General features: G+C 64.3%; 29 protein-coding genes. 18 read left to right on the forward strand and 11 right to left on the reverse strand.

All coding sequences use genetic code 11. From position 1 onward, the window contains the following. The first annotated feature begins 58 nt into the window (after positions 1-58). Positions 59-961 carry an HNH endonuclease gene (locus OC450_RS19740; RefSeq protein ID WP_256806745.1) on the forward strand — a complete coding sequence of 301 codons (903 nt, stop codon included), beginning with the start codon at positions 59-61 and terminating at the stop codon, positions 959-961. A 71-nt stretch (positions 962-1032) separates the two neighbouring features. Beyond that, a complete protein-coding gene (locus OC450_RS19745) occupies positions 1033-1503 on the forward strand; it encodes a hypothetical protein (protein WP_249128972.1) in 471 nt (156 codons plus the stop codon). Between the two features lie 116 nt (positions 1504-1619). Here the strand turns inward: OC450_RS19745 and OC450_RS19750 are convergent, their stop codons facing one another. From OC450_RS19750 to OC450_RS19760, 3 genes are all read right to left on the reverse strand, one after another. Next, positions 1620-2252: a class I SAM-dependent methyltransferase gene (locus tag OC450_RS19750; protein WP_262048497.1), complete on the reverse strand. Its 633-nt coding sequence runs from the start codon at positions 2250-2252 to the stop codon at positions 1620-1622. Positions 2253-2263: 11 nt separating this feature from the next. Continuing rightward, the gene (locus tag OC450_RS19755) at positions 2264-2674 is read right to left on the reverse strand and encodes a nuclear transport factor 2 family protein (RefSeq protein ID WP_262048498.1); all 411 of its coding nucleotides are present in this window, start codon (positions 2672-2674) and stop codon (positions 2264-2266) included. 86 nt (positions 2675-2760) lie between these two features. Beyond that, a complete protein-coding gene (locus OC450_RS19760; RefSeq protein WP_262048499.1) occupies positions 2761-3495 on the reverse strand; it encodes an SDR family NAD(P)-dependent oxidoreductase in 735 nt (244 codons plus the stop codon). Positions 3496-3777: 282 nt separating this feature from the next. On the opposite strand from OC450_RS19760, the gene OC450_RS19765 reads away from it, so the two are divergent. After that, on the forward strand, positions 3778-4674 hold the full coding sequence (locus OC450_RS19765; RefSeq protein WP_211383491.1) for a LysR family transcriptional regulator: 897 nt from the start codon (positions 3778-3780) through the stop codon (positions 4672-4674). A gap of 119 nt (positions 4675-4793) precedes the next feature. Here the strand turns inward: OC450_RS19765 and OC450_RS19770 are convergent, their stop codons facing one another. After that, positions 4794-5564, reverse strand: coding sequence for an alpha/beta fold hydrolase (locus OC450_RS19770; protein WP_211383492.1), 771 nt, complete (start codon positions 5562-5564; stop codon positions 4794-4796). A 178-nt stretch (positions 5565-5742) separates the two neighbouring features. Between OC450_RS19770 and OC450_RS19775 the strand changes: the two genes are divergently transcribed. The 4 genes from OC450_RS19775 (at position 5743) to OC450_RS19790 (ending at position 11114) form a co-directional block, all read left to right on the forward strand. After that, complete coding sequence (locus OC450_RS19775) at positions 5743-6717, forward strand: cupin domain-containing protein (RefSeq protein WP_410050518.1); 975 nt, start codon at positions 5743-5745, stop codon at positions 6715-6717. A gap of 258 nt (positions 6718-6975) precedes the next feature. Further along, the gene (locus tag OC450_RS19780) at positions 6976-7272 is read left to right on the forward strand and encodes a hypothetical protein (RefSeq protein WP_211383494.1); all 297 of its coding nucleotides are present in this window, start codon (positions 6976-6978) and stop codon (positions 7270-7272) included. 143 nt (positions 7273-7415) lie between these two features. Beyond that, entirely contained in the window at positions 7416-9650 is a 2235-nt protein-coding gene (locus OC450_RS19785) for a hypothetical protein (protein WP_262048500.1), read from the forward strand. A 210-nt stretch (positions 9651-9860) separates the two neighbouring features. Then, on the forward strand, positions 9861-11114 hold the full coding sequence (locus OC450_RS19790; RefSeq protein WP_211383496.1) for a serine hydrolase domain-containing protein: 1254 nt from the start codon (positions 9861-9863) through the stop codon (positions 11112-11114). Between the two features lie 93 nt (positions 11115-11207). Here the strand turns inward: OC450_RS19790 and OC450_RS19795 are convergent, their stop codons facing one another. Then, entirely contained in the window at positions 11208-12758 is a 1551-nt protein-coding gene (locus tag OC450_RS19795) for a carboxylesterase/lipase family protein (protein WP_262048501.1), read from the reverse strand. A gap of 124 nt (positions 12759-12882) precedes the next feature. On the opposite strand from OC450_RS19795, the gene OC450_RS19800 reads away from it, so the two are divergent. Next, positions 12883-13683 carry an AraC family transcriptional regulator gene (locus tag OC450_RS19800; RefSeq protein ID WP_211383498.1) on the forward strand — a complete coding sequence of 267 codons (801 nt, stop codon included), beginning with the start codon at positions 12883-12885 and terminating at the stop codon, positions 13681-13683. Between the two features lie 108 nt (positions 13684-13791). On the opposite strand, the gene OC450_RS19805 is transcribed toward OC450_RS19800, so the two are convergent. After that, positions 13792-14292 carry a peptide deformylase gene (locus OC450_RS19805; protein WP_256806734.1) on the reverse strand — a complete coding sequence of 167 codons (501 nt, stop codon included), beginning with the start codon at positions 14290-14292 and terminating at the stop codon, positions 13792-13794. A gap of 78 nt (positions 14293-14370) precedes the next feature. Here OC450_RS19805 and OC450_RS19810 point away from each other — a divergent pair, with 78 nt between their 5' ends. Both OC450_RS19810 and OC450_RS19815 read left to right on the forward strand, forming a co-directional pair. Beyond that, a complete protein-coding gene (locus OC450_RS19810) occupies positions 14371-14955 on the forward strand; it encodes a TetR/AcrR family transcriptional regulator (RefSeq protein WP_262048526.1) in 585 nt (194 codons plus the stop codon). 100 nt (positions 14956-15055) lie between these two features. Next, positions 15056-15634: a DUF308 domain-containing protein gene (locus OC450_RS19815; protein ID WP_262048527.1), complete on the forward strand. Its 579-nt coding sequence runs from the start codon at positions 15056-15058 to the stop codon at positions 15632-15634. A gap of 47 nt (positions 15635-15681) precedes the next feature. Here OC450_RS19815 and OC450_RS19820 read toward each other — a convergent pair whose 3' ends face one another. Beyond that, a complete protein-coding gene (locus OC450_RS19820; protein ID WP_262048502.1) occupies positions 15682-16143 on the reverse strand; it encodes a cupin domain-containing protein in 462 nt (153 codons plus the stop codon). Between the two features lie 187 nt (positions 16144-16330). On the opposite strand from OC450_RS19820, the gene OC450_RS19825 reads away from it, so the two are divergent. Further along, the gene (locus OC450_RS19825) at positions 16331-17551 is read left to right on the forward strand and encodes an MFS transporter (RefSeq protein ID WP_211383501.1); all 1221 of its coding nucleotides are present in this window, start codon (positions 16331-16333) and stop codon (positions 17549-17551) included. A 191-nt stretch (positions 17552-17742) separates the two neighbouring features. Here the strand turns inward: OC450_RS19825 and OC450_RS19830 are convergent, their stop codons facing one another. From OC450_RS19830 to OC450_RS19840, 3 genes are all read right to left on the reverse strand, one after another. Next, a complete protein-coding gene (locus tag OC450_RS19830) occupies positions 17743-18615 on the reverse strand; it encodes a helix-turn-helix domain-containing GNAT family N-acetyltransferase (protein WP_211383502.1) in 873 nt (290 codons plus the stop codon). Between the two features lie 47 nt (positions 18616-18662). Next, entirely contained in the window at positions 18663-19073 is a 411-nt protein-coding gene (locus tag OC450_RS19835; RefSeq protein WP_211383503.1) for a cupin domain-containing protein, read from the reverse strand. Between the two features lie 78 nt (positions 19074-19151). Then, positions 19152-19553 (reverse strand): Ohr family peroxiredoxin, encoded by a 402-nt coding sequence (locus OC450_RS19840; protein WP_211383504.1) that lies wholly within the window; start codon positions 19551-19553, stop codon positions 19152-19154. Positions 19554-19656: 103 nt separating this feature from the next. Here OC450_RS19840 and OC450_RS19845 point away from each other — a divergent pair, with 103 nt between their 5' ends. Continuing rightward, positions 19657-20157, forward strand: coding sequence for a MarR family winged helix-turn-helix transcriptional regulator (locus OC450_RS19845; protein ID WP_306235450.1), 501 nt, complete (start codon positions 19657-19659; stop codon positions 20155-20157). A 31-nt stretch (positions 20158-20188) separates the two neighbouring features. Here the strand turns inward: OC450_RS19845 and OC450_RS19850 are convergent, their stop codons facing one another. Next, entirely contained in the window at positions 20189-20542 is a 354-nt protein-coding gene (locus tag OC450_RS19850; protein WP_262048503.1) for an MmcQ/YjbR family DNA-binding protein, read from the reverse strand. Positions 20543-20852: 310 nt separating this feature from the next. Here OC450_RS19850 and OC450_RS19855 point away from each other — a divergent pair, with 310 nt between their 5' ends. The 6 genes from OC450_RS19855 (at position 20853) to OC450_RS19880 (ending at position 26503) form a co-directional block, all read left to right on the forward strand. Next, positions 20853-21476, forward strand: a complete 624-nt coding sequence (locus OC450_RS19855; RefSeq protein WP_211383507.1) for a PadR family transcriptional regulator — start codon at positions 20853-20855, stop codon at positions 21474-21476. A 9-nt stretch (positions 21477-21485) separates the two neighbouring features. Then, positions 21486-21785 carry a hypothetical protein gene (locus OC450_RS19860; protein WP_262048504.1) on the forward strand — a complete coding sequence of 100 codons (300 nt, stop codon included), beginning with the start codon at positions 21486-21488 and terminating at the stop codon, positions 21783-21785. Between the two features lie 572 nt (positions 21786-22357). Further along, a complete protein-coding gene (locus tag OC450_RS19865; RefSeq protein WP_262048505.1) occupies positions 22358-24022 on the forward strand; it encodes an acetolactate synthase large subunit in 1665 nt (554 codons plus the stop codon). Between the two features lie 179 nt (positions 24023-24201). Continuing rightward, entirely contained in the window at positions 24202-24549 is a 348-nt protein-coding gene (locus OC450_RS19870) for a Lin0512 family protein (protein ID WP_014495864.1), read from the forward strand. Positions 24550-24553: 4 nt separating this feature from the next. Continuing rightward, a complete protein-coding gene (locus OC450_RS19875; protein WP_256809366.1) occupies positions 24554-25246 on the forward strand; it encodes a GNAT family N-acetyltransferase in 693 nt (230 codons plus the stop codon). A gap of 72 nt (positions 25247-25318) precedes the next feature. Continuing rightward, entirely contained in the window at positions 25319-26503 is a 1185-nt protein-coding gene (locus tag OC450_RS19880) for a serine hydrolase domain-containing protein (protein WP_262048506.1), read from the forward strand. Positions 26504-26528: the final 25 nt, after the last annotated feature.

Below are 26528 nucleotides of genomic sequence, written 5' to 3' on the forward strand. Positions count from 1 at the left end.
TGGTTCAACATCACTGAAGTGGGGCGCCACTTCCCGGAGAGGATGCGCGGCATAGATCATGGGATTTGGGGTTTTCATCCATCGATCGGACTCGATCTACGATGACAGCCCGGCTGAACGGTATCAGTTTCCCAGTCAGTATTTTCGTCGCGTCGAAGCATGCATCGGCGATTGGATCATCTATTATGAGCCGAGCAAAGTCGCCGAAACGCGCGGCTACTTTGCGATTGCTCGGGTTCAGCAAGTCATTCCCGATCCAGGCACTCCGGGGATGTACCTCGCTCTGATCGAACCCGGAAGTTACCTCGATTTTGCCAATCCGGTTTCCTTCAACGGGCCAGCTGGTCCTGTCGAACGCGGCGTCCTGAATGAGCAGGGGCGAATTTCGGGGCGTGCTCAGTCGGCAGTCCGACCAATCTCGCCGGAGGATTTCAACAGAATATTCGAGCTCGGTTTTGCGGAAGGCGCACCGCTGCTGCCCCGCGTTGATACCGATGTTCAGTTGTCTCAATTTGACGAAAAGCAGCAGGCCCCGTTCATATTTGAGCAACAGCGAGATCGCGTCAGCCTAACTGTATCGAGAGTTCTGCGTGACCGCGTCTTTCGCCGGATTGTACTGCGTGCCTACGATGAGCGCTGCGCCATTACCGGGCTGAAGCTCATTAATGGAATGGGGCGCGCAGAAGTCGCGGCGGCGCACATTCGGCCTGTGGAGGCAAATGGGCCGGATATCGTGAGCAATGGGATTGCTTTATCCGGTACCGCTCATTGGATGTTCGATCGCGGTCTGATCAGCTTGGCTGATGATCTGGAAATACTGATCTCGCGCCAGACAAACGACGTGGACGGCGTTCGATCGGTCATCAACAGGACCGGTCGTGCCCTTGAGCCCGAGAGGCCATCGGACCGACCTCATCCGCATTTTCTAAAGTGGCATCGCGAGCATTGCTTTAAGCAATGAACATGTAAGCAAGGCTGCTGGGCGGATTCCAACTTGAAGTGCAATACCCCGTACAGATATCGAGAGTGATCATGGGACGCCACGACAGCCAATGGAGTGCGATCTTGAACGGGGAAGATCCGGGAAAGTGGCGACCACACCATCGCGGTGGTGCATTGATGCGCGCCGCGTTGAAAGTGGTGATGGCCGCAATATTTGCTATGCCGGCTGCGGTGGCTCTGGCGAAGTCTCCGGACTGCGCGAGTTGGCCCACGAACATGGCCCTCACGCACCTCAAGAACGCCGGGTTGATTGATATCCCATCAGTGATCGAGGCGCAGACCAGGGCCGTTCGTTTCGCATCCGAAAAGATCGGCAAAGACCTCTACCAGCAGGTCTACGACATCACGTTTCACACCAAGGATGGCACGAAGATCGAGGTCATCACGAACAGCCGGGCATCAAGCGAGGAATGCTCGATGAGCGGCGTCGACGTCTACGTGGTCTCGAAGAAAATCGGCGGGTCGGCAGAGCAGCCATCTGAGGGCGCGACTAAAAAGTAATCCGGCTGCACCGAGAGCTCAAGAACTGTAATCGACCCGCAGCGGATGCGAACAAGTCCAGCGAAGACATCGAGGCAACCCGCTGCGGAGGTCGAGATGACGTCGGCTACGACCCGTCAGGGCTTCACGAACCGATAGGCGAAGCGATCGGTCTTGCCCTTGATCGAGGGATCGAACACCTTGATCGCGTGTGCATCGTCCTTGTTCGCAAGCAGGGTACTTTCTGCGTCCAGGACGAAGCCGGCCGCCTCCACCTCCTCGCGAACGGATGCAGGCTCAATCCGGTGCAGCGACGGGGCCTCGCTCGTGCCCGTCCCGACGGCGGCGGCGTGGTCTACGATGACGTAGCGCCCGCCGGGCTTCAGCCGCTCGTAGACAGCTCGATTGAACTGGGCCGCCGTCGCGCCTTTGGCTTGGATCAGCGCGGTGTGGAGATCGTGGTAGAACAGGTGCAGCCACAGCACGTCCGCAGGCTGCGTGGCCTGCGGCATCGCCACGAGGTCCGCCGAGACGGCTTCGACATTCTCTCGGCCCGGTTCCTTCGCAAGTGTCCGCATGCGGCCGACCGGATCGGTCTTGAAGTGGGCGACTTCGGCCGGCACGAAGCTGTAGACCCGTCCGCCGGGTCCGACGATTTCGGAGAAGAGACGGGTCCAGTCGCCGTCGCCCGGGTAAACGTCGATGACGGTGGAGCCCGCATCTATTCGTGCGAACCGGATCAACTCGGATAGCTTGGATTGGTCGTACATCGTGTTCTCCTTCAGGGTTGGGCATTCGACGGGCGCGCGGCCCGCGCCAGGGCCTGCGTGTCGACGTACTCCCTGATGTCAGTCACTTTGCCGCTTCGAACGGTCATGGCGAAAACCCAGTCGCCCCTGAACGGCTTGTTCGTGGCTTTGATCTTTCCCGTCGCGAAACCTGCGACCAGGACCCGGTCTCCCTGCGCTATGAACTCGCGGGGCTCCGTGGAGGTTTCCATCGTTTTGGATGCCGTCTCGAGCAAATCGGCGAGCCCGTCGTGCCCGCGGTGCGTGCCGGCCAGCGGCCAGTTTTCGCCCGGAATGATCCACTCGATGTCCTCGGCGACCAGCGCCAGCAGAGCTTTCCTGTCGCCGCGGCCGATCGCGGCGAAGAAGTCCTTCACGGTCTGAACGTTCGTCTCGGTGCTCACAGTCGTTTCTCCATTTCGCTCCGATCGGATCGCGCTGGATCCGATCGCGTGCGTCGTGTCCCTGTCGGTAGGAACGTTGTGGGCCTTCAGATCGCCGAGAAGCCGCCGTCGACAGACAGTTCCACCCCGTTCACGAAGCTGGAATCGTCCGAGGCAAGAAACACCGCGACCGCCGCAATTTCCTCGGGACGACCCATCGTCCCCCGCGGGATCAAGGATTCGAACATCCGCTTTGCTTCCTCGGTGAGAACCTGGTCCTGCATCGGTGTGGCGATCGGCCCCGGGCTCAGCACGTTCACCCGGATATTCCGGCCCTTCAATTCGTTGAGCCAGGTGCGTGCGAATGAGCGCAACGCCGCCTTGCTCGCCGCATAGACGCCGTAACCGGGAAAGCCCTTCACCGACGCAACGGACCCGGTCATGAAGATGGATCCGCCATCGCGAAACAGCGGCAGCGCCTTCTGAACCGTGAACAGCGTGCCGCGCGTATTCAGGCCGAAGGTCGCATCGAAATGCTGCTCGGTAATCTCGCCCAGCGGGACAGCTTCGCCGATGCCGGCGCTCGCGTACAGGACGTCGATCCTGCCCTTGTCCCGCGTGACCGTGTCGAACAGGCGGTCGAGGTCGTCGAGATTGGCCGCGTCGCCGCGCACGCCGGTCACGTTCCGGCCGATCAGTTTGACGGCAGCGTCGAGCGCTTCCTGCTTCCGGCCCGTGATGAAGACATACGCGCCTTCTTCGACGAACCGCCTGGCGCTCGCCAGCGCCATGCCGCTCGATCCGCCCGTGACGACGGCAACCTTACCCTCAAGCTTTCCCATAACTTCTCCGTTCGTGGTGTCGGGACAGCATCTGTCCCCGAGAACCCCGAGATGGGTCTGCCGGCGTCAGGTGGTGAGTGCGGAAGCGCGCACATCGGTGGTGCGAAATCGATCCGGTTGGACGACTGACTCCAACCGCGAGGATCGGTGTCTGCCGTTCGGAATTGGGCCGTGTTGCCGGTCTGGGCTATGATAATCGCCCCGCGCCACCCACATACGAGATGCTGTTCGATGGGTTGGACACGGCTCTGGAAGGCGCACCGCGCGGTGCGGGATTGCACCATGATCGACTGGGATGACGTTCGCTACTTTCTTGCCGTCGCGCGCGGAGGCTCGGTGCGGGCTGCCGCCGAGCGCCTCGGTGTGAACCACGCGACCGTGCTGCGACGCATCGCGCAGCTCGAGGAACGCCTCGGGGTCCACATGTTCGAAAAGCTGCCTTCGGGCTACCGCCTGACGGCTGCGGGCGAGGAGGTCCTCGAGTTCGCGGACCAGATGGAGGCGTCGTCGCACCTGCTGGAGACGCGCGTCTTCGGGCGCGACCAGGGCGTCCGCGGGCTCCTGCGGGTGACGCTGGCGCCGCCGCTTGCGACACACCTGCTCATGCCTGATCTCGCCGATTTCGCGCGTCTGCATCCGGACATCGAGATGGAGATCCTGTCGTCCGGCGAGCTGGCGAATCTGACCAACCGGGAGGCCGACGTCGCGATCCGCGTCGTCTACGACCGCAAGACCCTGCCGCTCAATCTTCACGGCCTGAAGGGACCGGAGGTGTTCGGCGGCATCTACATGTCCAGGGATCGACTGGCCGCGTGGCGCGCCGGCGCGCCTGATCCTGTCAGGTGGATCGTCATCAGCATTCATGGAATTCCGGATTGGGCCAGCGAGGGTGAGGTTCGCACCACCGGCGTTCCGTTCAGGATCACGGACGCCGAGGCGCAGATCGTTGCCGTCAGGCAAGGAATCGGGATCACGACACTGCCTTGCTTCGTCGGCGATGCCGACCCGCTGCTGGTGAGGGTGCCGGGCACCGATCTGCACATGTACGGAACGCTCTGGCTTCTCACACAGGGGGAGACACGCAAGACGAAGCGCGTGCGGCTCTTCACGGAGTTCGTATCCCGCAGGCTCGCCGCGTACGCGCCGCTTCTCGCGGGCCTGTCGATATCGCGCGACTGACGCGCGGCAGTGCTGCCGGTGTTAGCGGGGCCTCCCGGGCAATCCCGGAAGCAACCCTCCAATCCTTCTCTGAGCAAACGTAGACTGCTCCCGACACTTAAATGCCGGGAGCAAGGTTGTCACTTCGCGAGCGTTGCCTTCTCGATGACTTCAGCGACTTGCTTCGCATGGACGACGAGCGAGGCATGGCTGCCGGCGACTTCCGTCGTCTGGGCCTTGATCCTGGCTGCGAACGACTTCTGGGCCTCGGGCGCGAGCACCTTGTCCTTCGTGCTGATGACATAGAACGTCGGCTTGTCGTGCCAGGCCGCAATGTCGACGGGAGCTTCGAACGCAACGTGGTTCAACGGAAGCTGCGAGTTGGCGAGGTGCGCGGCGATCTCCGGAGGTAGGTCAGCCGCGACGGCCGACGGAAACACCTTGGGGTCGATGTACAGATTGCCCTTCGCGTCGGGATGGATCGCGCTGCCGCCTTCGGTCGGCGGGCCGGCTTTGGCCAGCGACGCCAGGGATTCACCGACCTCGGGCGCAAACGCGGAGACATAGACCAGCGCCGAAACCTTGGGATCGTTGCCGGCTTGCGTGATCACAACGCCGCCCCATGAATGGCCGACCAGAACTGTCTTGCCGTCCTGCTTCGCGAGCGCCTGTTTGGTGGCATCGACATCAGCGGCGAGCGAGGTGAGCGGATTTTCCACGAGCGTGACGTGATAGCCCTTCTTCGTGAGAATGTCGGCAACGGGCTGCCAGCTCGTCTGGTCCACGAAAGCGCCGTGCACGAGCACGATGTTGTGGGCTGCACCCCTGGGCAGTTCGGCGGAATGGGCGGAGCCGACCAATGGCGATCCGGCCAGGAGTGCGGTGGCGGCTGAGAATAGGAAATTTCGCATTGATTGTTCCTGTTGGCATGTCGGACGGAATAAAGTCCGGGGGAATGGACAGGCGTTTCCAGCAAGGTTGCGGTTTTTTCCATCCGCCGTTGGCGACATGGTTGCCGCACGTGACGTCGGCCCGCCGCGACATGACCTGGTGCGCGGGTATTTCGGACGATAGAGATCAATCGTCCGGATGTTGTGTCCGATCGTCCATCGGATTAGCTTCTCCGGCATGGATATCCTCGCCCAGGTGCTCGATCGCGTTCGTCTCGGTGGAACGTTGCTCTTCCACTTCGAGCTCGGCCATCCCTGGAATCTGGAGCTGCCGGCGCGCCCCTACGCGCTGTTTCACTATCTCAGCAGAGGTTCGGCGACCCTCGCGCTCGAACAGGGACAAGAAATCCAGATGACCGAGGGCGATTTTGTCGTCATCACACGCGGCGAGCCCCACAAGTTTTATTCGGATCGCCGGGCCAAGCCTTTGCGGATTGTGGATATCGATCGATCGTCGCCGCGTCTTGGCGTCGTTCGTCACGGCAGCCGTGCAAAGCCGCTCGCGACGATGATTTGCGGCAATTTCACCGTGTCACGGCCGCTGCTTGGCAGCGTGCTGGAACTGCTTCCGCCCGTGCTGCTGCTGAAGCCGACGGCGGACGGTGGCTGGCTCGAAGCCATCCTGCGCCGCATGGTCAGCGAGTCCGCGCTCGAGCGTCCCGGCCAACGCGTCGCGCTTTCACGACTGACGGAAGTGCTCTTTGTCGAGGCACTCCGAAGCTGGATCGCGTCCCTCAGTCCCGGGCAGGGCGGCTGGCTCGGGGCCATATCCGACCCGCATATCGGACCGGCGCTCAAGTTGATCCACGAAAACCCGGAGCGGCCCTGGACGCTGAGCGACCTCGGCCACCGCGTGGGGCTCGGCCGCTCGGTATTTTCAGCGCGCTTCACCAGGCTCGTCGGCCAGTCCATGCATCGCTATGTGATCGAACGCCGGATGGCGGAAGCGGTGTTCCTGCTCGAAACCAGCGACGAGCCCATCGCACGGATTGCGAGCCGGGTTGGTTACGAGACAGCGGCGGCGTTTTCAAAAATCTTTCATCGACATCACGGCCTGTCGCCCGGCCGCTACCGGACCGCTCAACGCCTTGATGAAAGCAAAGATGCGGACTGAACGGCTTCGACGCCGCACGCCATGTCGAGCTTTCGCGCCGGTGCTCAATTGTCGCACCTCCATGTGAACCCCTTCACACGCACGCTCGCATAAATCCTGCGATAAAGTACCTGCTGTGATTGAACGTGGTGAATTGGGTTGATTGATAGACCCGCCACCACATCAGCTTGAAATGAGCTGCACACGCCAGAACGGCATGTTGAGATAGCTTTCAGCCGGCGGATCACCGCTCGGTCGATGAAAAGCTATGGAGACACTATGGCTGACAAGCACGGACAGAGCATGGTTGGTACGTGGACCAAGGCCACGGCGGCTGCGTGTGCGGACAAATATCCCGCCACTCTCACGTTCTCGACCGGCACCTACCGCGGCACCCGCGGGGAAGGGCAGGGCATGGTGTGGTGGGACGCGGGAATCTACCGCCTGGAAGACTCCGAAACGCTCGTCGTGGGGACGGCGACCGACGAACTTGTGACCTATCGGATTTCACTGCACCCCGACCGATTTGAGTTTACGGATTCAGAGAGCTGCCATGTGATTTATCGGCGCGCGTAGGATTTGCGCGCGCCCTGGCTGACCGAAATAACGCGGGTGTACCCGCGAACGAGCCCGCTCACGTCGATCGCCTACGTTTCAACGAGGGAGAAGACGACATGTGCAATTGCTCAGAACATGAATCGAGTGGAAGCCTTTCAAACATGACCCCGGCATCGGTCGAGCCGGCGATGAAGCCGCAGGTACCCCTATCGCGCCAGATCAGCTTCGGCGATGACGAGTCCGGCGACCAGCCGGCCACAACCGATCTGCAGCCGTTTCCGCCCTTCAGGCTCTGCAGGCTCGACTTCCGCGAAGGCTGCTACCAGATCAACTTCAGGCCGACCGCGGGCTTCGTGACCTTCGAAGGCACGCTGCGCGTCGATCGCTCCGCGCCCGACGGCGGCGCCGACCATCTGATCGTCAGCGGCGATCTCTATTCGAAGCGGCCGGTGATCGGTCCGATCCCGGGGCCGGTGCTGCCTGTCGTGGGTGCCGGCACGGACGAAGAGGAGGGGGCGGACTCGGGCTTGACGAGCCTCGCCGGTTCGCTCAGCGCGCTCGACAACCCCATCATTCCGTCACCGATCCTCAGGCCGAGGATCCCCATCTTCCCTCGCGCGCGCTATCACTCCTATCTCAGGGTGACCAGTGTGTCCGCGCCGGTCGCGGTGCCGTTCCCAAAGAAGTGCGAGCTGACAATCACAGCCGAGCAGTTCAACTACACGCAGCCGCCGGTCGGCCAGTTCAAGGGCACGTTCCCGGCGACGCCGTCGCGCACCGTGACGATGAAGCTTTCAAAGGTGCCGGCGCCGTTTCCGTTCTCCCTGACCGGCGGGCCGTTCTACCAGGGACGGCTGTTCGAAGGCGGCGTGGACAAGGGCAGCATCACGCTTGCCTGGGTGTCGAAATTCTTCCGGCGCTGCACGCTTGAAATCGACACGCTGGTGGGGGCCGTGCGGCCCGCGCCGGTGCCCGATGGCGCCGGCGGCACGGAGTTCTTCGACACGGTCTTCGCCAAGACCGGCTGGCAGCTCTCGGTCGTGCAGGACCAGCTCAACGTCCCCGTGCCATCAGGCGTGACGCCGACCAATTGCTGGAGCTCGGCCGATTTGCACGCGCTGATGACCAATGTGCGCAATCCCGCGACGAATCTCGACACCGAATGGCGCGTGCACATGATTGTCGTGCCCGCGAAGCTCGGGTGCTCGCGCGGCATCATGTACGACCAGATCGGCGTTCCCCGCGAAGGCTGCGCCAGCTTCTCCGACGACGGCTATCCCGTCGGGGATTCCTCGAACTTCGGCCTCGCCGCCAACAAGAAGCAGCGCGACGTGCCGCGTGCGTTCCTGCGCAGCGCGACACACGAGCTGACGCACACCCTGAACCAGATCCATCAGGAGCAGGAGACGGCGGCCGACAACTCGATCATGACCACGACGCCGAGCGTCGCGGACGTGCTCGGCGGTCCCGCGACCGGTGCACCCGGCGTGTTCCCCGATCAGATCAAGCTCGCACACAACACCAACGTCCGTCATCACCTCAACCACATGCCGGACCCGGTCATTCGTCCCGGTGGATGGCCGTTCGCAAGCTGGTTCCCGACCGGTGCGCCGCAAGCCGCCGACCGGCACGATTTCGACTCCTCCGAACTGGCGCTGACGGTGACGGCTACGACAAGCCGTGTGGCGCTCGGCCAGCCGCTGGATCTGTCGTGGACGATGACGAACACGAGCGGCGTGTCGCTGCGCGCGCCGAACGACGTCAGCATCGAGGCCTTGTTCGCATCGATCACCGTCACCGATGCCGAGGGGCGCGAGCGTCCGGTCAGGCCCTTTGTGATCCTGTGCGAGCACGCGAAGCTGAGCGAGCTCGAGCCCGGCAAGAGCATCACGGCCTCGGCGAAGGTGTTCTGGAGCACGGCGGGCTTTGCCTTCGAGAAGCCGGGCCGCTACCGCGTCGACGTCGCCGTGTCGTGGTCGGCGCAGGGCGTGATGGTCGGCGTGCAATCGGGGGTCGACGTGTTCGTCGATTATCCGACCAGCGATACCGACAACCATTCGGCCAATCTCGTGCTGCATCCCGAGGTCGGCACATGGGTGGCGCTCGGCGGCGAGGCCTATCACCTCGGCGAGGCGTGCCGGCGGTTGCAGGCTCTCAGCCGGACCGCGGCGCCGGCAGGCGCCCGGGCGATGGCTGTCGGCGGCGACGGTGCGGCCGCGCCGCGTGTGCTCGACGGCTTCGCGGACATGCTGCCGGACCGCGCCAAGCTCGCCAGATTGCGTCCCGAGTTGACCGCCGACACCGGTGGGCGCAGGGAAAGCGGATCCGCGCGCGCAGCGGCGCCGGGGCGCAAGCGTGCGGCGAAGGCAAAGAAGCGCACCGGGCGAAAGGGCTAAGGCGCTGACCTGACGACCATCGGCATCACGGGCGGCGGCGCACCTGCGATCATGACATCGTAGGTGCGCCGTCGGCTCTATCGACGGATTTCGTTGTTGTGTTCCGGCCGCCGTGCTGATTGTCGCGCAGCACCCCGGCGCAATCGCGAGATGTACGCTGCGCGAGCCCATGATACGACACCGGCATCGTTCTCTCCGGAGCCAGTGTTCATGTCCGCCGCGTCCATGCCCGACCATCCTTCCGCCACCGAAACCGATCCCGAAACCCTCGGCTGGATGAAGGGCTCCCCGCCCGCGCCGGACCGCACCATCACCTTCCAGAACGGCTCGTTCCGCAGCTTCCCCGAATTGCGCTGGGCCTGGAGCAACATCCGCCAGCTGGTGCCCACCGTGAACGTCTGGCGCGGGGCGGGGCCGGCGTCGCCGCTGCCGCGCGAGGATCACGACATCGGCGCGGTCGCCTCGACCACGATGGACGGCCGGCCCATGACGTTCGCGAAAATGCTGGAGGAGACATACACCGACGGCATCGCCGTGCTGCACCGGGGCAAGCTGATCTACGAGCGTTATTTCGGCGCGCTGAAGCCGCACAAGCCGCATATCGCGATGTCGGTGACGAAATCGTTCACCGGCACGCTCGCCGGCATCTTGATCGCGGAAGGCAGGATCGACCCGCAGGCGCCGGTCACGGACTACGTGCCGGAGCTGAAGGCCAGCGCCTTTGGCGATGCGCGCGTGCACGAGGCCATGGATATGACCACGGGCCTCGCCTACACCGAAATCTACACCGACAGGAATTCCGCCGTGTGGGGATTGCGGCGCGCCAACGGCATGGCGCCGATCGAGCCCGGCTATGACGGTCCCACCAATATTTTCGATTTCCTAGTCGCGCAGAAGAAGCAGGGTGAGCACGGCAAGGCGTTTGCCTACAAGACCGTCAATTCCGACGTGCTGGCCTGGATCATCAGGCGCGCCAGCGGCATGACGCTGTCCGACCTGCTCTCCGAGCGCATCTGGACTCCCATGGGTGCGGAAGAGGACGCGCATTATCACGTCGATCGCATCGGCACCGAGAGCGGCGGTGGCGGCCTGTCCACCACCTTGCGCGATCTCGCCCGCTTCGGCGAGACCATGCGCAATCACGGCCGCTTCAACGGCCGCCAAATCGTGCCGTCAACCGTGGTCGAGGACATCGCGCGGGGCGGCGATCCCGAAAAATTCAAGCCGGCCGGCTACACCACGCTGCCTGGGGCCTCCTACCGCAATCAATGGTGGGTCACGCACAATGCGCACGGCGCCTATATGGCGCGCGGCGTCCACGGCCAGGGCATCTACATCGATCCCAGGGCCGAGATGGTGATCGCGCGCTACGCGTCGCACCCCGCAGCGGGCAACGCCGCCAACGATCCCGTGACGCTGCCGGCCTACATGGCGCTGGCGAAAGAGCTGATGGCGGGCGGCTGAGCCGAACCCCCACCGTCTCTCTCATCGCAGCACGCTGATTGATGGCGGGTTACGCTTTGTTAGCCCGCCCTGCGAATTATGATCGTGGCCCGTCTACGCCATCTCGCGCCAGCGCGTCGGCAGGACTCCGTCCTGCCTGAAACTGTCGAGGAAGCCGAAGCGGGCGGCTTGCGGATTGGGGCCGGCTTCGATCGTCGTGCCGAGGATCTGCACCACATCTGTCTCGTCATAGGCGGGCCAGGCCGGCAGGCCGGGCCCGTTGGGATCGCCGTGCGCCGCGAAATTCAGCCAATAGTCCATCATCGTTCGCGCCATCGCGCGGTCCTCTTCGGCCGGCGGCGCCGAGCTGCCGATCACCTGTTGCGGCGTCAGCGTGCCGAACACGAACGGAATTTCGGTGACGTGCGAGGCGATCGGCGTGTAGCGCGACGTGTAGCCGAACACATAGCCGTAGACCGGCGCGCGCTTCCCGCGCCGATGCAGCCGTAGCCACTGCCAGCACTGTTCGCCGATCACGGTGTCGCCCGTGAGCGCGGCTGCGGATGCCTTGGCCTCCGTGTCGGTCGCGGCGGGGTAGGCCTTCAGGAAGTCGGCCATGCGTTCGCGGCCGAACATCGCCTCGGCGGCGGCGAGAAAAGCGCGCGCCGATTGATCGGGGAGCGATTGTGCAGCGAACGGGAATTCCTCGGCGGTGTTCCAGCCCGCCAGCAAGGGGATGTGCATCTGCTCGCCGCGCAGAAATCTTCGCGCGGGCACATCCGGCACCACATGATGATCGATGCTCGGAGAGAACGCGGTCACGACCGGGCTGGTCGCAAAACTCCAGGTTGCGGCTGCATTCAACCGGTCGGCCGGCATGGCGCGCAAGGCTGCGATCGACGCCTGGCCCCGTTGCCGGGCGAAAGCGAGACCACGCGTGCGGGCTTCTTCAAAGCTTTGGAGCGGCCCGCGCTTGCCGTCCCAGAACGCGCCGCTCTGACCAATCGCCTTGTGAAACAGTCCATGCGCCAGCGGCGAGGCCATCAGGATGCCGACGGCCATGGCGCCGGCGGATTCGCCGAACAGGGTGACATTGTCGGGATTGCCGCCAAAGCCGGCGATGTTGGCCTTGACCCAGCGCAGCGCCGCAAGTTGATCCTGCAGGCCGTAATTGCCTGACGGCGCTTCCGCATCGAGATCGGGATGGGCGAGAAAGCCGAAGACGCCGAGGCGATAATTGAAGCTGACGACGACGGCCCCCTTGGCGGCCAACGCACCGCCGTCGGTCGCGGGGTTGGCCGAGGAGCCGAACTGAAAGCCGCCGCCGTGAATCCACACCATCACGGGCCGCTTCTCGTCCGCGTGGCTCGCTGCGGTCCAGACGTTGAGATAGAGGCAATCCTCATCGCGCGGCCCCGGCCGATGATCGTTCTCTAGCGATGAAAGACAGCCCGCGCCAAAGACAAGCGCATCGCGCACGCCGTCCCATGGCGTGGGCGGCTGCGGGGCGCACCAACGCAGAAGCCCGACAGGGGGCGCTGCGTATGGGATGCCCTTGAACGCCAGCACGCCGCTTGCGTCGCGTCGAAGGCCGCGTACGAGACCTGCTTGCGTGCGGATATCGCGTCCAAGCTCGGCGGTTGTTGCGGTGCTGAAGCCATGCATGGTCATGTCCCTTGATCGCGTGAGCGCCTGGCCGCGGCCGGGCAGATCCAGGGCGGCAAGCTATCGACTTTCGCGCGCGCTGGATTTAGATATTCAGGCAATCAATGACTAAAAACCGGCAAGCATGAGACAGCCCCTTCGCTTTCCGTGGTTGAATCTCGATGTGGACGATCGCTCCGCACCGGTCATCGCCGTGCGTGTCGATGTCATCGGGACCAAGGCGGAGGTGCCCGATCATCGGCACCGTAAGGGACAGCTGATCTTTGCGCTGGGCGGCGGCGTCACATGTCGCGTTCCCACCGGCCTGTGGATGGTACCGCCTCATTGCGCGGTGTGGGTGCCGGGCGGCATGCAGCACAGCAACCTCGCCACCGCCAATGCGCGGCTGTTCTTCGTCTACATCGAGCCCGACGTCGTCGAGCTGCCGGATCGATGCAGCACGCTGTCGATCTCGCCGCTGCTGCGTGAAGTGATCATCGAATTGTCCGATCAGGTCGCCGGCGACGAGGCGGGGGTGGACTTGCTGGCGAAGGTCCTTTTGCGCGAGCTTCCCCGCATGCCCGTTCAGCAGCTGCATCTGCCGCTCTCGCCCGAGCCGCGGCTGAAGCGGATTGCTGCGGCGCTGGCGAAAAATCCCTCCGACCGCAGCACCCTGGCACAATGGGCCAGGCGCGTCGCGCTCAGCGAGAGCAGCCTCGCGCGCCTGATCGTCAAGGAGACGGGGCTGAGCTTCGGGCGCTGGCGCCAGCAATTGCACCTGATCGTCGCCTTGCGGGAGCTGACGTCCGGCGCGAGCGTGCAGCAGGTGTCGGCCGACCTCGGCTACGACTCAGTCGCAGCCTTCATCACCATGTTCAAGAAGGCGCTCGGGAAACCGCCGGGGAAATATCTGAGCAGTGTCGCGCAAAATTCCGGTTCTGGATAGCGGGCTGGATTAGCCGCCAGCGTAATCGACCAAACCCTTTCGTCTCCAGTGAGCCGACCTGCGCAGTGATCCTCGATAGTTTTTGGTTCTCCGTAGATTGAATGGAATCTAGCTCCCCCGCGACATCTTCTCGAACCGCTTCACCAGCCGCTCCCGCCTCAGCCGCGACAACCGCTGGATCCAGAACATCCCGTCGAGCTGGTCGATCTCGTGCTGGTGGCAGACCGCGCGCAGGCCGTCCGACTCCTCGCTTTGCACCTTGCCGTCGAGATCCCGATAGCTGATCCGCACCCGCGCGTGGCGCTGCACCTCGTCGTTGACGCCGGGCATCGAGACGCTGCCTTCGCGGTGCATGATCAACTCGGGCGAGGCCCACGCGATCTCCGGATTGACGTAGGTCTGCGCACCCTCCTTGTCGTCGAGCTCGAGCACGACGACGCGCAGGGGCACACCGACATGCGGCGCCGTGATGCCGATGCCGGGTGCGGCGCGCATCGTCTCGATCAGGTCGTTTGCAAGCTCGCGCAAGGCATCGTCGAATGCGGTGACGGGGCGGGCCGGCATCGCGAGCCGGCGGTCGGGATAGCGCACGATCGGGCGAATGGTCATGAGAGGCTCCTACCACTCACGGATGGTTGAAGCATCCCATTCTTGACGCTCTACCAACTGGAAGGTAGTCAATCCGACATGAGCAACGCCACCTCGACCGCCGACGATATTCTGGCCTGCGCGCGCACACTGATCATCGCGGGCGGCTACAACGGCTTCAGCTACGCCGACGTGGCTGAAGTGGTCGGCATCCGCAAACCGAGCATCCATCACCATTTCGCCAGCAAGGTCGACCTGGTCCGCACCCTCGTGTCGCGCTACCGCGAGGAAGCGCAGGCGGGGCTGTCCACGCTCGAGCGCAATATCCCTGATCCGCGCGAGCAGCTCAAAAACTATGTCGGGTATTGGGAGGCGTGCATCACGGACGCGACGGCTCCGTTCTGCGTATGCGCGCTGCTGGCCAGCGAGCTTCCGATCCTGCCCGAGGAAGTGGCGCTTGAAGTTCGGGCTCATTTTCGCGCGCTCGCCTCGTGGCTGAATTTGGTGATGGAGCGCGGCAAGCGGAAGGGGCGGCTTCAGCTCTCCGGCACGGCCCGGGTCGAGGCAGAGGGATTCATGGCGACCGTTCACGGCGCAATGCTGTCGGCGCGTGCCTATGGCGATCAAAAAATGTTCGGTGTGATCACCGGGCCGCTGCTGGATCGGCTGTCCGCCAGGCACTGAGAGACATCGGCGAAACGATAACATGAGCGCGCGGGCAAGCCCGGGGACGAAGACGGCTGCGCGCAAAAACTACCAACTAGTAGGTAAAGGAGAGAATGCAGTGGTGCACTATCAGTTGGATCTGGTTCGTGCCGATCGCGAGCGATGGCTGAAGCAATACTACTTTATCCGGGCGGCGTTCTCCGTCGCCTGGGTCGCTGCCGCGCTTGCCGGCGGAGCCGTTTCTCCGGTGATCGCCGGCGCCTTGCTCGTCCTCTATCCGGCATGGGACGCCGCGGCCAATTTCGCGGATGCCTTGCGCAGCGGCGGCTTCAATCAGAACCGTACGCAGGTCCTGAACGTTCTAGCGAGTCTGGCGACGACCATCGCAGTCGTCATCGCATTGCAGGCGGGCATGAACTGGGTGCTCGGAATCTTCGGGGCATGGGCGATCCTGTCCGGACTGCTCCAGTTGGCGACGGCCATCCGCCGCTGGAGGAGTTTTGGCGCGCAATGGGCCATGGTGCTCAGCGGTGGCCAATCAGCGCTGGCAGGCGGCTTCTTCATCTTTCAGGCCACGCTGCCCACGGTTGCGTCGATCGCGAATGTTGCGGGATATGCCGGCGTCGGTGCGCTCTACTTCGGGGTCTCGGCGATCTGGCTCACGGTCGGCAAGTGGCGGCGTAACGCAGCGATATGAAGCACTGCCACGTGAAACCCTGCCACGTGAAACCTCACCACGGCGGCTCACGCGTCCGGGTAGGGCGTGCCGTCCTTGTGCACGAACCGGCCGTCGGAATTGGCGCTCTTCATGTCGATGTCGGAGCAGGTGGTGAGATCGTCGGCCGAGCGCGAGCCGACCTCGAGATAGAGGGCAACCGCATGCGAGCGGTTGATCATGTGGTGGCCGTTGCCGCTGCCCTTCGCGAAGGCGGCGCAGTCGCCGGCGCGGAGCACCGTCTCGCATTCGTCCTCGATCAGCGTCACTTCGCCCTCGAGAACATAGACGAACTCGACCTCATGCGAATGCCAGTGCCGCTGGCTCGACCAGTTGCCCGGCGGCAGGCGCATCAAATTGACGCCGAAATCGGACAAGCCTCCGGCATTGCCAAGCCGCTGCCGGACCCGATCGGCGCAAGGTGCATCGAAGGGCGCGGGATAGCCGGAGCCCTTGCGGGCGGGTACGGCAGCAAGGTCGATTTTCGGCATGTGGGCTTCCCCTGGAAGTCTTTCGTTTGAAGTTATTGGGCGAAAGCCGGGCGCACCAGAGGAGCAGTCGTGGGAACAATGCGCTGTCGACGGTCGCGACCGCGCGCGAAATAAAGTACCGTTGCCGTGTCGGCCCCCGCCGTTCCCATTCGTCTTCCACCCAGACAGACCTGACGGGGAGACCAAAATGTTACGTGCCAACTATCGCTGGGTGATCGTCGCCGCCGGCGGCTTGCTCGGCTGCGTCGCGATCGGCGGCATGTTTTCGCTGCCGGTGTTCCTGCAGCCGATCGCGACGGACACCGGCTGGTCGGTGACCGGCATCTCCAGCGCGATGACGATCGGCTTTCTGGCGATGGCGTTCACCAGCATGGCCTGGGGCACGCTGACCGACCGGTTCGGGCCGCTGCCGGTGGTGCTGACGGGATCGACGGTCCTGTCCCTCAGCCTGTTCGCGGCCAGCCATGCGACCTCGCTGCTCGCGTTCCAGTTCGTCTTCGGCCTCCTGGTCGGCGCCTCCTGCGCGGCGATCTTCGCGCCGATGATGGCGACGGTCACCGGCTGGTTCGACACCCATCGCAGCCTCGCCGTGTCGCTGGTCTCGGCCGGCATGGGCATGGCGCCGATGACGATGGCGCCGCTCGCGGCCTGGCTCGTCTCCGGTCATGACTGGCGCACCTCGATGCAGATCGTGGCGCTGGTGGTCGGCGCCATCATGATCCCGGTGTCGTTCCTGGTGCGACGCCCGCCCGCGCTCGAGCACGCCGTGGCCGCGCCTGCGGGCGAGGGCGCGCCGCAGACCGAAATGTCGATGGCGGAGGCGCTGCGCTCGCCGCAATTCATGATCTTGCTGGCCACCAATTTCTTCTGCTGCGCCACCCATTCGGGCCCGATCATCCACACCGTCAGCTATGCCGTGAGCTGTGGCATCCCGCTGATCGCCGCGGTCACGATCTACAGCATCGAGGGTTTTGCCGGCATGGGCGGGCGCATCGCCTTCGGCCTGATGGGTGACCGCTTCGGTGCCAAGCGCGTGCTGGTCTCCGGGCTCCTGTTGCAGGCGTTCGGCGCGCTCGGTTATGTGTTCGCGCACCAGCTCGCGACGTTCTACGCGGTCGGCGCCGTCTTCGGCTTCATCTATGCCGGCACCATGCCGCTCTACGCGGTGCTGGTGCGTGAAAACTTTCCGCTCAGGATGATGGGTACGGTGATCGGCGGCACCGCGATGGCCGGAAGCCTCGGCATGGCCACCGGTCCGCTCGCCGGCGGCCTGATCTACGACGCCTTCTCCAGCTACGCCTGGCTCTACATCGCCTCTTGGGCGATGGGCCTCGGCGCTTTCCTGATGGCGGTGAATTTCAGGCCGTTCGCGAAGCCGCAAGCGGAGGTGGCGCCGGCGGCGGCGTGAGGGGTCTCGTCGAGGCGCAGCGTTAGAGTTGCGCCTCGATCGCGGCCTTTTCGACGACCGAGTGCCGGCCAGTCCTGCCGGTTCAGACAGCCGATGCAGTCGCGGAAGATGTCAGCGAGGTCGGATCTGGTCACGGCGACGCTCCTGCGGCGTGGCGCTGCTGACGCGGCAGGCCGGGAGTCGCCGCGCCTTCACAACCGTTTTTCGAAGAACAGGTCCGGGTAGGGGTCGTCGTTGAAGCGAGGAATTTCGCTCCAGCCCGTGGTGCGGTAGAGCTGGCCGGCTTCGGTAAGCGCGCTGTTGGTGTCGAGCCGCAGCAGCTTGATGCCGAGCTGGCGCGCAGCATTCTCGGCCGCGTCCATCAGGCGCCGGCCGAGCCGCAATCCGCGCGCGGCGGGAGCGACCCAGAGACGCTTGATCTCGGCATAGCCGTGATCGGTGCCCTTCAGCCCGACGCAGCCGATCGGCAGCGTGTCCGACATCGCGACGACGAAGGTGCCGCGCGGCCGGCGCATGTCCTTGGCATCAGGGTCGCGCGACAGCGAGACGTCAAAGCCCTGCTTGAAGCGGCGGCCGAGCTCCGCATAATACTCGCCGAGGCAATAGCGGGCCGCTTCGCACCCCGGATCCATCTCGTCCAGCGTGACGCGCTCGCGCGTCAGCGCGGAGGCGATCATGTCCATCGCCGCCAGCAGCGCCTCGCGCTGCGAATGCTGCGCGACAAAGCCCTCGGCCTGCGCGTTCGACAATGCCTCATAGGCGTTGAACTCGCGCCGGCCGGCGCGTGTCAGCCTTGCGACGCGGCGACGGGCGTCGTCGTCATGTGCCGTCGTCTCGATCAGGCCTTCATCCTCGAGAGAGCGCAGCAGGCGGCTCATCAGACCGGAATCGAGACCGAGATAGTCGCGGATATCGGCCACGTCCGAACGCCCGTGCCCGATCGCATTGAGCACGCGCGCCGCCCCGAGCGGACGGCCACGCCCGAGGAACGAGGTATCGAGCGCGCCGACGGCAGACGTCACGGCACGGTTGAAGCGGCGAACACGGGAGACAGGATCAAGCATATATCTGACTTTAGTCAGATATCGTCTTCAGTCAATTGGGGTGTTGTTCACTTCAGCGTCAGCAGCGGCTTGTCCTTCTCGACGATGTAGGTCGCAAGCTCGCTCGCGGTGTCCTGGCCGACGTTCCTGGCCGCATGCACCGTTCCGGCCGGGATGAACAGCACGTCGCCGGCCTTCAGCGTCACCGGCGGCTTGCCTTCGACGTCGTATTCGATCGCGCCCGCGAGCACGTAGATGATCTCTTCGCCCGGATGGGTGTGCCGGCCGAACGCAACCCCGGGGGCGAGGTCGACGCGCACCTGCACGGCCTCGCTCCCGGGCGCGCTGAGATCGTGGCGCTGGAGGTCGGTACGCGTGACGCCGGCCGGCTGCGCGGCCGTGGGCAGGGTGAGAAGATTGACGGCGAGCACGGCGGCGCTGGCGAGAATACGCACGGCCGGCAAAAGACGATAGCCCATGGTCGGCTCCCGAAGTTCACGGAATTGATTGCGCCGCGCGGGCCCGGCCGATCTTCGGCCGGCCCGCGTCGTGGCGTTTCAAGCAAGGGTGGTGGTCACCTCGATGTTACGGTGCACCGCCTTGGAATAGGGGCAGATGCCGTGCGCGGCTTCGATCAGCTCTTGCGCGACGGCGCGATCGACGCCCGGGACGCTGACGTCGAGGCGGGCACGCAGGAAGAATGCGCCGCCGGCGTTGTTCAGGTCGATCGTGGTGTCGACCGACGGCTCGCTCGGCAGCTTGACCTTGCGCTGGGCGGCGGCAAGGCCGAGTGCGCCGAGGTAGCAGGCCGACCAGGCGGCGGCGAACAGGTTTTCGGCAGCGGGATGTGGCTGGGCCAGCTTGATGTCGAGAGTGCCGTCGCTCGCGTGCGCGGCGCCGTCGGCGCCGGAGGTGACGTGGGTCTTGCCGGTGAAGAGAAGCTTTGCAGCGGTGGTCATGGCGGATCCTTTCGGGTTGTATTTAGATCGTATCCGATTTAATCGGATGCGCGTTGAAATAAACTCCTTGGCCCCGCTGGTCAAGCTCTTCCGATTTAATCGGATGCGATTTATATCATGTGCCGGATCACGAATTGCGGAGGTTCCCGTGTCCCGTCCCGCCAAAGCTGCCGGCAAAGGCCGGAAACTGTCGAACTTCCTGTGCTTCGCCGTGTACTCGGCCAATCTCGCCTTCGGCCGCGCCTACAAGCCGCTCTTGGACAAGGTCGGTCTGACCTACACCCAGTACATCGCCATGGTGGCGCTGTCGGACGAGGACGAGCAGACGGTTAGCGCGCTCGGCGAGAAGCTGTTCCTGGAATCCAACACGCTGACGCCCATCCTCAAGAAGCTCGAGCAGATGGGCTACATCCGCCGTCGCCGCGATCCTGACGACGAGCGGCAGGTGCTGGTGAGCCTGACGCCTGCAGGGCGCAAGCTGATCGAGCAGGATCTCGGGGGGGCTGTGATCGAGGCGACCGGGCTCGGCGACGAATTTCCAGCCGTGCAGAAGACGGTCAGCAGATTGCGCGACAATCTGCTGCGCAACACCAAGCCTCGATAGGCCGGGTCTTGAAGCGTGCCGACGCTCGCGCTCAGCCGAGTCCCAGCGCCTTGCGCGATTTGCGCGTCAGCCTCGCCACGATCAGCGCGTGGGCCTGCGCGAGATAGGCCGTGAGCTCGGCGTCTGACAGCGCGTTGTTGCTCACGAGCTGCACCCATTTGGCGCGCGCAAGATACGGCGCAGGCCGCGCCAGACCGTGCTCGATCAGCATGGCATAGGCCATGTTCGAGACCTTGAACATGTAGCCGCCGGAGCTTGCGGCAAAGCCGCCGCCGAGCGCGAACATCTTGCCGCCGACCTTGAACACGGAGGTGCCTTCCCATTGCACCACCTTGGTGACGGATGGCAGGTGCAGACAGCGGGTTTCGAAAGCCTTGGGCGTCATGCGATCGCAAGCGAGAGTTCGGACATCGGCAGGCCGGCATGGCACATGCGGCCGCCAACCAGGGAATGACATGCCACGTCGCCAGTTTCGATCAAGACCTGGCGCGCCGTGCGGTGTTTTCAACCGTGTCACCGACATACTCCAGCTCGAAGCAGGGGGTTCCCCTCAGCGAAGCCGCCGAGTGACCTGACGCCCGGCGGCATCGCTCCCTGCGGGAACAGCGCCATGGTGTCCGATCACAGATTTGTGGGTTGCGGCGGCATCATCGCAAATTATATCGTAAGATATGTTTTACATAAGGACTTACGAAATGCACCACGGACGAGACCACAAGGACTTCCATTTCGGGCATTTCGCCCATTTCGCCATGGGCAGACACGGCGGACGGCATCGCTTCGGTCGCGGCGGCCATGGCTTCTTCGGGCGCGGCGGCGACGATTTTCCGGGTGCGCGGCGGCTGTCGTCGCAGGACCTTCAGCTCGTGATCCTGGCGCTGCTCGCCGAAAACCCGGCGCACGGCTATGAGCTGATCAAGATCATCGAGGAGCGGTCCGACGGCTTCTATACGCCGAGTCCGGGGGTGATCTATCCGGCGCTGACCTATCTCGAAGAGGTGGGCCATGCGCGCGTCGAGCAGGATGGCGGCCGCAAGCTCTACAGCATCACGCCCCAGGGCGAGGCTCATCTCGCCGAGCACCGTTCGACTGCGGACACGATCCTTCAGGCGCTGTCGCGGATCGGCCGCCGGATGGACGAGGTGCGCGAGGCCTTTGCCGGCGTCGGCGATCTCGATGGCGGTGCGTCGGACGAATTGCACCAGGCCCGCCATGGCCTCAAGCGCGCCCTGCGCGCCAAGCAGGGCTGCGATTCCGCCGAGGCGCGCCGCATTGCCGGAATTCTGGACCGTGCTGCGGCGGAAATCCTCGGCAAGTGAGATTTCGCGATGACGCCGCTTCGTCGAAATAACAAGCCCTTGTGTTGCCCGTCGGGCAAATCACGCCATCGATGGGTCGATGCCGGCCGGCGAAAATATTCCACTTTACCGAAATTCGGCTTTGGCGTATTCCTGCGTCACCTCATCCCTGTCAGAGGGGCGTATCGCGATCGTCACGAAACGCGGGATGGGTTGTGGCGGACGCTGGCAGCACTGGCGCGAAGGGCATCGCAGGGCGGCAAAACCGTGAGCGACAGCGGCGCGCAACGACCGGTGCGGTTCGCGTACGGCAAAACCGTGTCGTCCTGACGCCCGGGGTCTGTGCGTCAAGTCTTGCGGTGATGCAGCGGCCCAACCGGGCGCGCGCATCAGCGATCCGCAAGGCGACGGGGGCAATAGTGCATCGCTCCCCGGGGAGAGCACGGCATAAGCCGTCAAACCGCTGCGCAGGGAAGGCCGTGTGTTGGGCTTCACCTGTATGCCGCTGTGCAGAATCTTGTAGCGCAACCTTCGCACAGTGGACCGTGGGTGCCAGCCGGCACCCGGCCTTCCCTGCGCCCTCTGACATCCTGGGGGCGAAGCCATGAAGCAAAGCTCGGGCAAGGCAAGCCGCGAGAACGCGAAGCTGTGTCTGCGCCGAAGGCCTCTCGCTCCATCACTGCGAGCGACTTGTCCGCCGAGTCTCGGAGAACGAAGGCGGAAGCGAAGCAATTCAGAATCCATCCATGGAAAGACCCTGGAATGCTTCGTCGCAAGAGCTCCTCGCAATGACGATGCTGAAGCCCTCGTGCGCCTCTTTGTGAGTTGTACCGCAGCGGCAGAACGTTACCATGCGCCCGCACCCCGTGGAACACAGGGCCGGCACAGCAAGCGGAGGCGACATGAGCGGGCAGGAACGCAAGGTGAAGGGATCGGACCTGTTTGTCGCGGCGCTGGAGAACGAAGGCGTCGACCGCATCTTCGGCGTCCCCGGCGAGGAGAATCTCGATGTGGTGGAATCGCTCTGCACCTCCAGGATCGAGCTGATCCTGACCCGCCACGAGCAGGCCGCCGCGTTCATGGCCGCGACGCACGGGCGCCTGACCGGCAAGCCCGGCGTTTGTCTTTCGACGCTCGGCCCCGGCGCGCTCAATTTGTCCACCGGGGCGGCCTATGCGCATCTCGGCGCGATGCCGATGATCCTGATCACTGGGCAGAAGCCGATCATGAGCAGCCGGCAGGCGCGTTTCCAGATCGTCGACGTGGTCGCAACCATGAAACCGCTGACGAAGCTGTCGCGGCAGATCATCAACGCCTCCAGCATCCCGACCGTGGTCCGTGATGCGTTTCGCGTGGCGATGGAGGAGCGGCCGGGTCCGGTGCATCTCGAACTGCCCGAGGACATCGCCGGAGATGAAGTGCCTTACGCTCCCGTGATCCCGGTCCATCCGATTGATATCCCCGTGGCGCACCGCGCCGCGCTCGACCGCGCCGCCGAGATGATTTTAACTGCAAAGCGTCCTCTGGTGATGATGGGCGCAGCGACCAGCCGGCCGCGCTCCACCCACGGCATTGCGAGCTTCGTGCGGCGGACCGGCATTCCGTTTTTCACCACGCAGATGGGGAAGGGCACCGTGCCCGGCGGCACCAACCTCTACATGGGTACCGCCGCGCTGTCCGAGCGCGACTACGTTCACGACGCGATCGATGCCGCCGATCTGATCATCGCGATCGGCCACGACCCGATCGAGAAGCCGCCCTTCATCATGGGGCCGTCGGGCCCGAAGGTGATTCACGTCAGCTACACGCCGGCGAGCGTCGAGCAGGTCTATTTTCCGGATGCGGAAGTCGTCGGCGATGTCGGCCCGAGCCTGGAGCTGCTCGCCGACCGCGTCGAAGGCAAGCTGCCGCAGGCCGCCGCGCTGCTGCCGCTGCGCGAAAAGATCCTCAGCCAGATCGCCGATCGCGCCACGGAGGCGCGCTGGCCGCCGACGCCGCAGCGCATCGTGCACGACATCCGGCAGGTGATCCCGGAGAACGGCATCGTCGCGCTCGACAACGGCATGTACAAGATCTGGTTCGCGCGCAACTACCGCACCCGCGTCGCCAACACCCTGCTGCTCGACAATGCGCTGGCGACCATGGGTGCCGGCCTGCCGTCGGCGATGATGGCCGCGATGCTCTATCCGGACCGCCGCGTCCTCGCGGTCGCCGGCGACGGCGGCTTCATGATGAACAGCCAGGAGATGGAGACCGCCGTCCGCCTCAAGCTCAACCTCGTCGTGCTGGTGCTCGAGGACAACGCCTACGGCATGATCCGCTGGAAGCAGGCGGTCGATCATTTCGCCGATTTCGGCATGACCTTTGGCAATCCCGATTTTGTCCTGTACGCAAAAGCCTATGGCGCGAAGGGGCATCGGATCGAGAGCATCGACAGTTTCGCTCCGACGCTCGACAAGGCGTTCAAGGAAGGCGGCGTGCATCTGGTCGTGATCCCGATCGACTATTCCGAGAATGTGCGGGTGCTCGTCGACGAGCTGCGCGCGCACGAGAAGACAAAGGCGTGAGTTTGTGCGTTGCTGTTGCCTTCCTCGTCATTGCGAGCGCAGCGAAGCAATCCAGGCTGTCTCCGCGGAAGCGGCCTGGATTGCTTCGTCGCTTTACTCCTGGCAATGACGGCGTATGCGGAACGGCCTCAATACGATAACAAGTTGCGTCGATATCATCCAACCACAGGAATTATGAAATGACCCGCGTTCGCTGTATCACCGAGATGGGCATGGGCGTCGACGTCCACGGCAGGGACGCCACCAAGGCGGCGAAGCGAGCGGTGTCGGATGCGATCCGGCATTCCAGCCTCGGCTTCTTCCGGATGATCGGCAAGACCGCGAATGACATGTTCGTTGACGTCACGATCGCTGTGCCCAATCCGGAAGCGGTAGACAAGGAAGCCGTTGCGAAGGAACTGCCTTACGGCACCGTGACCGTGACTGCGGTCAAGGGCGGGCTGGAGATACCTTCGGCCACGGAAGTGGCCAACGACCCCATCCTCATCGCCAACGCGGCCGTCATCGTCAGCTTTGACAAGGACTAGGCCGGTGTCCAACAGTGACGAGCGGCTGCTGGATCGCCCGATCTGGAGCGCGCTGACAACGAGCCAGAAATATCTGGCGGAGGGCGGCCCGCAGGCGCGGCGCTATCCCGTGGACATGACGCCTTTTGCCGACATGACGGACATGTCGGCGACGAGCTTTGCTGCGCTCGGTGATCTCCTGTCGGGCTCGCAGGTTGCCGCGCTGTTCACGCCGGAGCCCGTCGAGGTACCCGAAGGCTTCAAGGTCGTGCTCGCCGAGACCGGCGAGCAGATGATCGGCTCGCCCGCCGACAGTTCGCTTCGCGATGCCGAGATCGTCACGTTAGGCGCCGCCGACGTTCCCGCCATGATGGCGCTGACGGCGCTGACCAAGCCCGGCCCGTTTGCCGCGCGGACGCACGAGCTCGGCACTTTCCTCGGCATCCGCGTCGGCGGCGAACTGGTCGCGATGACGGGCGAGCGCATGAAGCCGGGCAGGTTCACGGAGATGACGGCGGTCTGCGTGCATCCCGACCATCGCGGTCGCGGCTACGCACAGGCGCTGCTCGCGGCGGTCGCGCGTCAGATCGAGGCGCGCGGTGAAATTCCGTTCCTGCACGTATTCTCGAGCAACGCGTCCGCCATCGCGCTGTACCAGCGGCAGGGCATGACAATCCGCCGTCGCCTGCACGTCACCGTGCTGATGAAACAGGGATGAGCGGCGATGCGCTGGGCTTCATGTCCGGCGGATTCACGCTATATCCATCCCAACCAGACTTTGGGGGAACACATGGACGCCAGGACACCGGATTTTTCCGCCGTACGGACGGCGATTCAGCGTTACGTCGATCAGGAGATCATTCCCGGTGTATCCTGGGCCGTGCTGAAGGGCCGCGACGTCGTCGATCAGCAATGTGTCGGCTTCGCCGATCGCGAGGCGAGCACCGCGTTGCGGCCCGACCACATCTTCCGCGCGTTTTCCAACACCAAGATCTTCGTCACCTGCGCGGTCATGCTGCTGGTGGAGGAGGGCCGCATCGGGCTCGACGACGTCGTCGAGAAATTCCTGCCGCAGCTAGCCAATCGAAAGGTCTTGAAGTCGGGCGCCTCGAGCCTTGCCGATGTCGAGCCGGCGAAGAGTCCGATCACGATCCGTCAGCTCCTGACCCATACGTCGGGCCTCAGCTACGGCATCTTCGATCCGGGCACAGTGCTGTTCAAAGGCTACAACGAGGCGCGCATCCTCAATCCGCTGACGCCGCTGACCGACATGATCGACCAGCTCGCCGATCTGCCGCTGTCCTATCATCCCGGCACGAGCTGGGAATACTCGGTGGCCACCGACGTGCTCGGCCGTGTCGTGGAGGTCGTCTCGGGCAAATCCCTCGATGCCTTCCTCAAGGCGCGCATCTTCGATCCGCTCGGCATGGTCGACACCGGCTTTTACGCGCCTGAGGCACAGCAGGGCAGGCTGGTCGCGCTCTATAATGGCGCGGACGTGCTCGATCCGATGAAGCCGGGCCTCACGCGGGCCGACAATCTTCCCTTTCCGCAGGCCTATCGGCGGCCGTTTCCGCGGTTGTCGGGCGGCGGCGGTCTGGTCTCGACCTTGCCGGACATGCTCGCGCTGATCCGCGCGCTGCTGCCCGGCTCGGATGCGCTGCTGAAGCCGGAGACGTTGCGGCAGATGATGACGAACCAGTTGCCCGTGGGCCAGACCATCCGCTTCGCCAGTCTCGGCCCGATCCCCGGCAAGGGGTTTGGCCTCGGCGGCGCCGTCACCTTCGCGCCGACGCCCGTCGATCCCGACAATTCGGCCGGTGAATTCCAGTGGGGCGGCCTCGCCGGTACCCATTGGTGGATCTGCCCGCAGGCCAACACCGCCGGCGTGCTGATGACCCAGCGCTACATGGGCTTCTGGAATCCGTTCTTCTTCGACTTCAAGCGCCTGGCCTATCGGGCCGTCGGAGGCTGATCGCGAAAAAATTGCAGGCCTCCGC

This window comes from Bradyrhizobium sp. Bra78, from assembly GCF_024519855.1.
GTDB lineage: Bacteria > Pseudomonadota > Alphaproteobacteria > Rhizobiales > Xanthobacteraceae > Bradyrhizobium > Bradyrhizobium japonicum_G.

Coding starts and splice junctions, on each gene's coding strand:
- OC450_RS19740 (WP_256806745.1), top strand. CDS start 59: ATGGGATTTGGGGTTTTCATCCATCGATCGGACTCGATCTACGATGAC.
- OC450_RS19745 (WP_249128972.1), top strand. CDS start 1,033: ATGGGACGCCACGACAGCCAATGGAGTGCGATCTTGAACGGGGAAGAT.
- OC450_RS19750 (WP_262048497.1), bottom strand. CDS start 2,252: ATGTACGACCAATCCAAGCTATCCGAGTTGATCCGGTTCGCACGAATA.
- OC450_RS19760 (WP_262048499.1), bottom strand. CDS start 3,495: ATGGGAAAGCTTGAGGGTAAGGTTGCCGTCGTCACGGGCGGATCGAGC.
- OC450_RS19765 (WP_211383491.1), top strand. CDS start 3,778: ATGATCGACTGGGATGACGTTCGCTACTTTCTTGCCGTCGCGCGCGGA.
- OC450_RS19770 (WP_211383492.1), bottom strand. CDS start 5,564: ATGCGAAATTTCCTATTCTCAGCCGCCACCGCACTCCTGGCCGGATCG.
- OC450_RS19775 (WP_410050518.1), top strand. CDS start 5,743: ATGTTGTGTCCGATCGTCCATCGGATTAGCTTCTCCGGCATGGATATC.
- OC450_RS19780 (WP_211383494.1), top strand. CDS start 6,976: ATGGCTGACAAGCACGGACAGAGCATGGTTGGTACGTGGACCAAGGCC.
- OC450_RS19785 (WP_262048500.1), top strand. CDS start 7,416: ATGACCCCGGCATCGGTCGAGCCGGCGATGAAGCCGCAGGTACCCCTA.
- OC450_RS19790 (WP_211383496.1), top strand. CDS start 9,861: ATGTCCGCCGCGTCCATGCCCGACCATCCTTCCGCCACCGAAACCGAT.
- OC450_RS19795 (WP_262048501.1), bottom strand. CDS start 12,758: ATGCATGGCTTCAGCACCGCAACAACCGCCGAGCTTGGACGCGATATC.
- OC450_RS19800 (WP_211383498.1), top strand. CDS start 12,883: ATGAGACAGCCCCTTCGCTTTCCGTGGTTGAATCTCGATGTGGACGAT.
- OC450_RS19805 (WP_256806734.1), bottom strand. CDS start 14,292: ATGACCATTCGCCCGATCGTGCGCTATCCCGACCGCCGGCTCGCGATG.
- OC450_RS19810 (WP_262048526.1), top strand. CDS start 14,371: ATGAGCAACGCCACCTCGACCGCCGACGATATTCTGGCCTGCGCGCGC.
- OC450_RS19820 (WP_262048502.1), bottom strand. CDS start 16,143: ATGCCGAAAATCGACCTTGCTGCCGTACCCGCCCGCAAGGGCTCCGGC.
- OC450_RS19825 (WP_211383501.1), top strand. CDS start 16,331: ATGTTACGTGCCAACTATCGCTGGGTGATCGTCGCCGCCGGCGGCTTG.
- OC450_RS19830 (WP_211383502.1), bottom strand. CDS start 18,615: ATGCTTGATCCTGTCTCCCGTGTTCGCCGCTTCAACCGTGCCGTGACG.
- OC450_RS19835 (WP_211383503.1), bottom strand. CDS start 19,073: ATGGGCTATCGTCTTTTGCCGGCCGTGCGTATTCTCGCCAGCGCCGCC.
- OC450_RS19840 (WP_211383504.1), bottom strand. CDS start 19,553: ATGACCACCGCTGCAAAGCTTCTCTTCACCGGCAAGACCCACGTCACC.
- OC450_RS19845 (WP_306235450.1), top strand. CDS start 19,657: ATGCGATTTATATCATGTGCCGGATCACGAATTGCGGAGGTTCCCGTG.
- OC450_RS19850 (WP_262048503.1), bottom strand. CDS start 20,542: ATGACGCCCAAGGCTTTCGAAACCCGCTGTCTGCACCTGCCATCCGTC.
- OC450_RS19855 (WP_211383507.1), top strand. CDS start 20,853: ATGCACCACGGACGAGACCACAAGGACTTCCATTTCGGGCATTTCGCC.
- OC450_RS19860 (WP_262048504.1), top strand. CDS start 21,486: ATGACGCCGCTTCGTCGAAATAACAAGCCCTTGTGTTGCCCGTCGGGC.
- OC450_RS19865 (WP_262048505.1), top strand. CDS start 22,358: ATGAGCGGGCAGGAACGCAAGGTGAAGGGATCGGACCTGTTTGTCGCG.
- OC450_RS19870 (WP_014495864.1), top strand. CDS start 24,202: ATGACCCGCGTTCGCTGTATCACCGAGATGGGCATGGGCGTCGACGTC.
- OC450_RS19880 (WP_262048506.1), top strand. CDS start 25,319: ATGGACGCCAGGACACCGGATTTTTCCGCCGTACGGACGGCGATTCAG.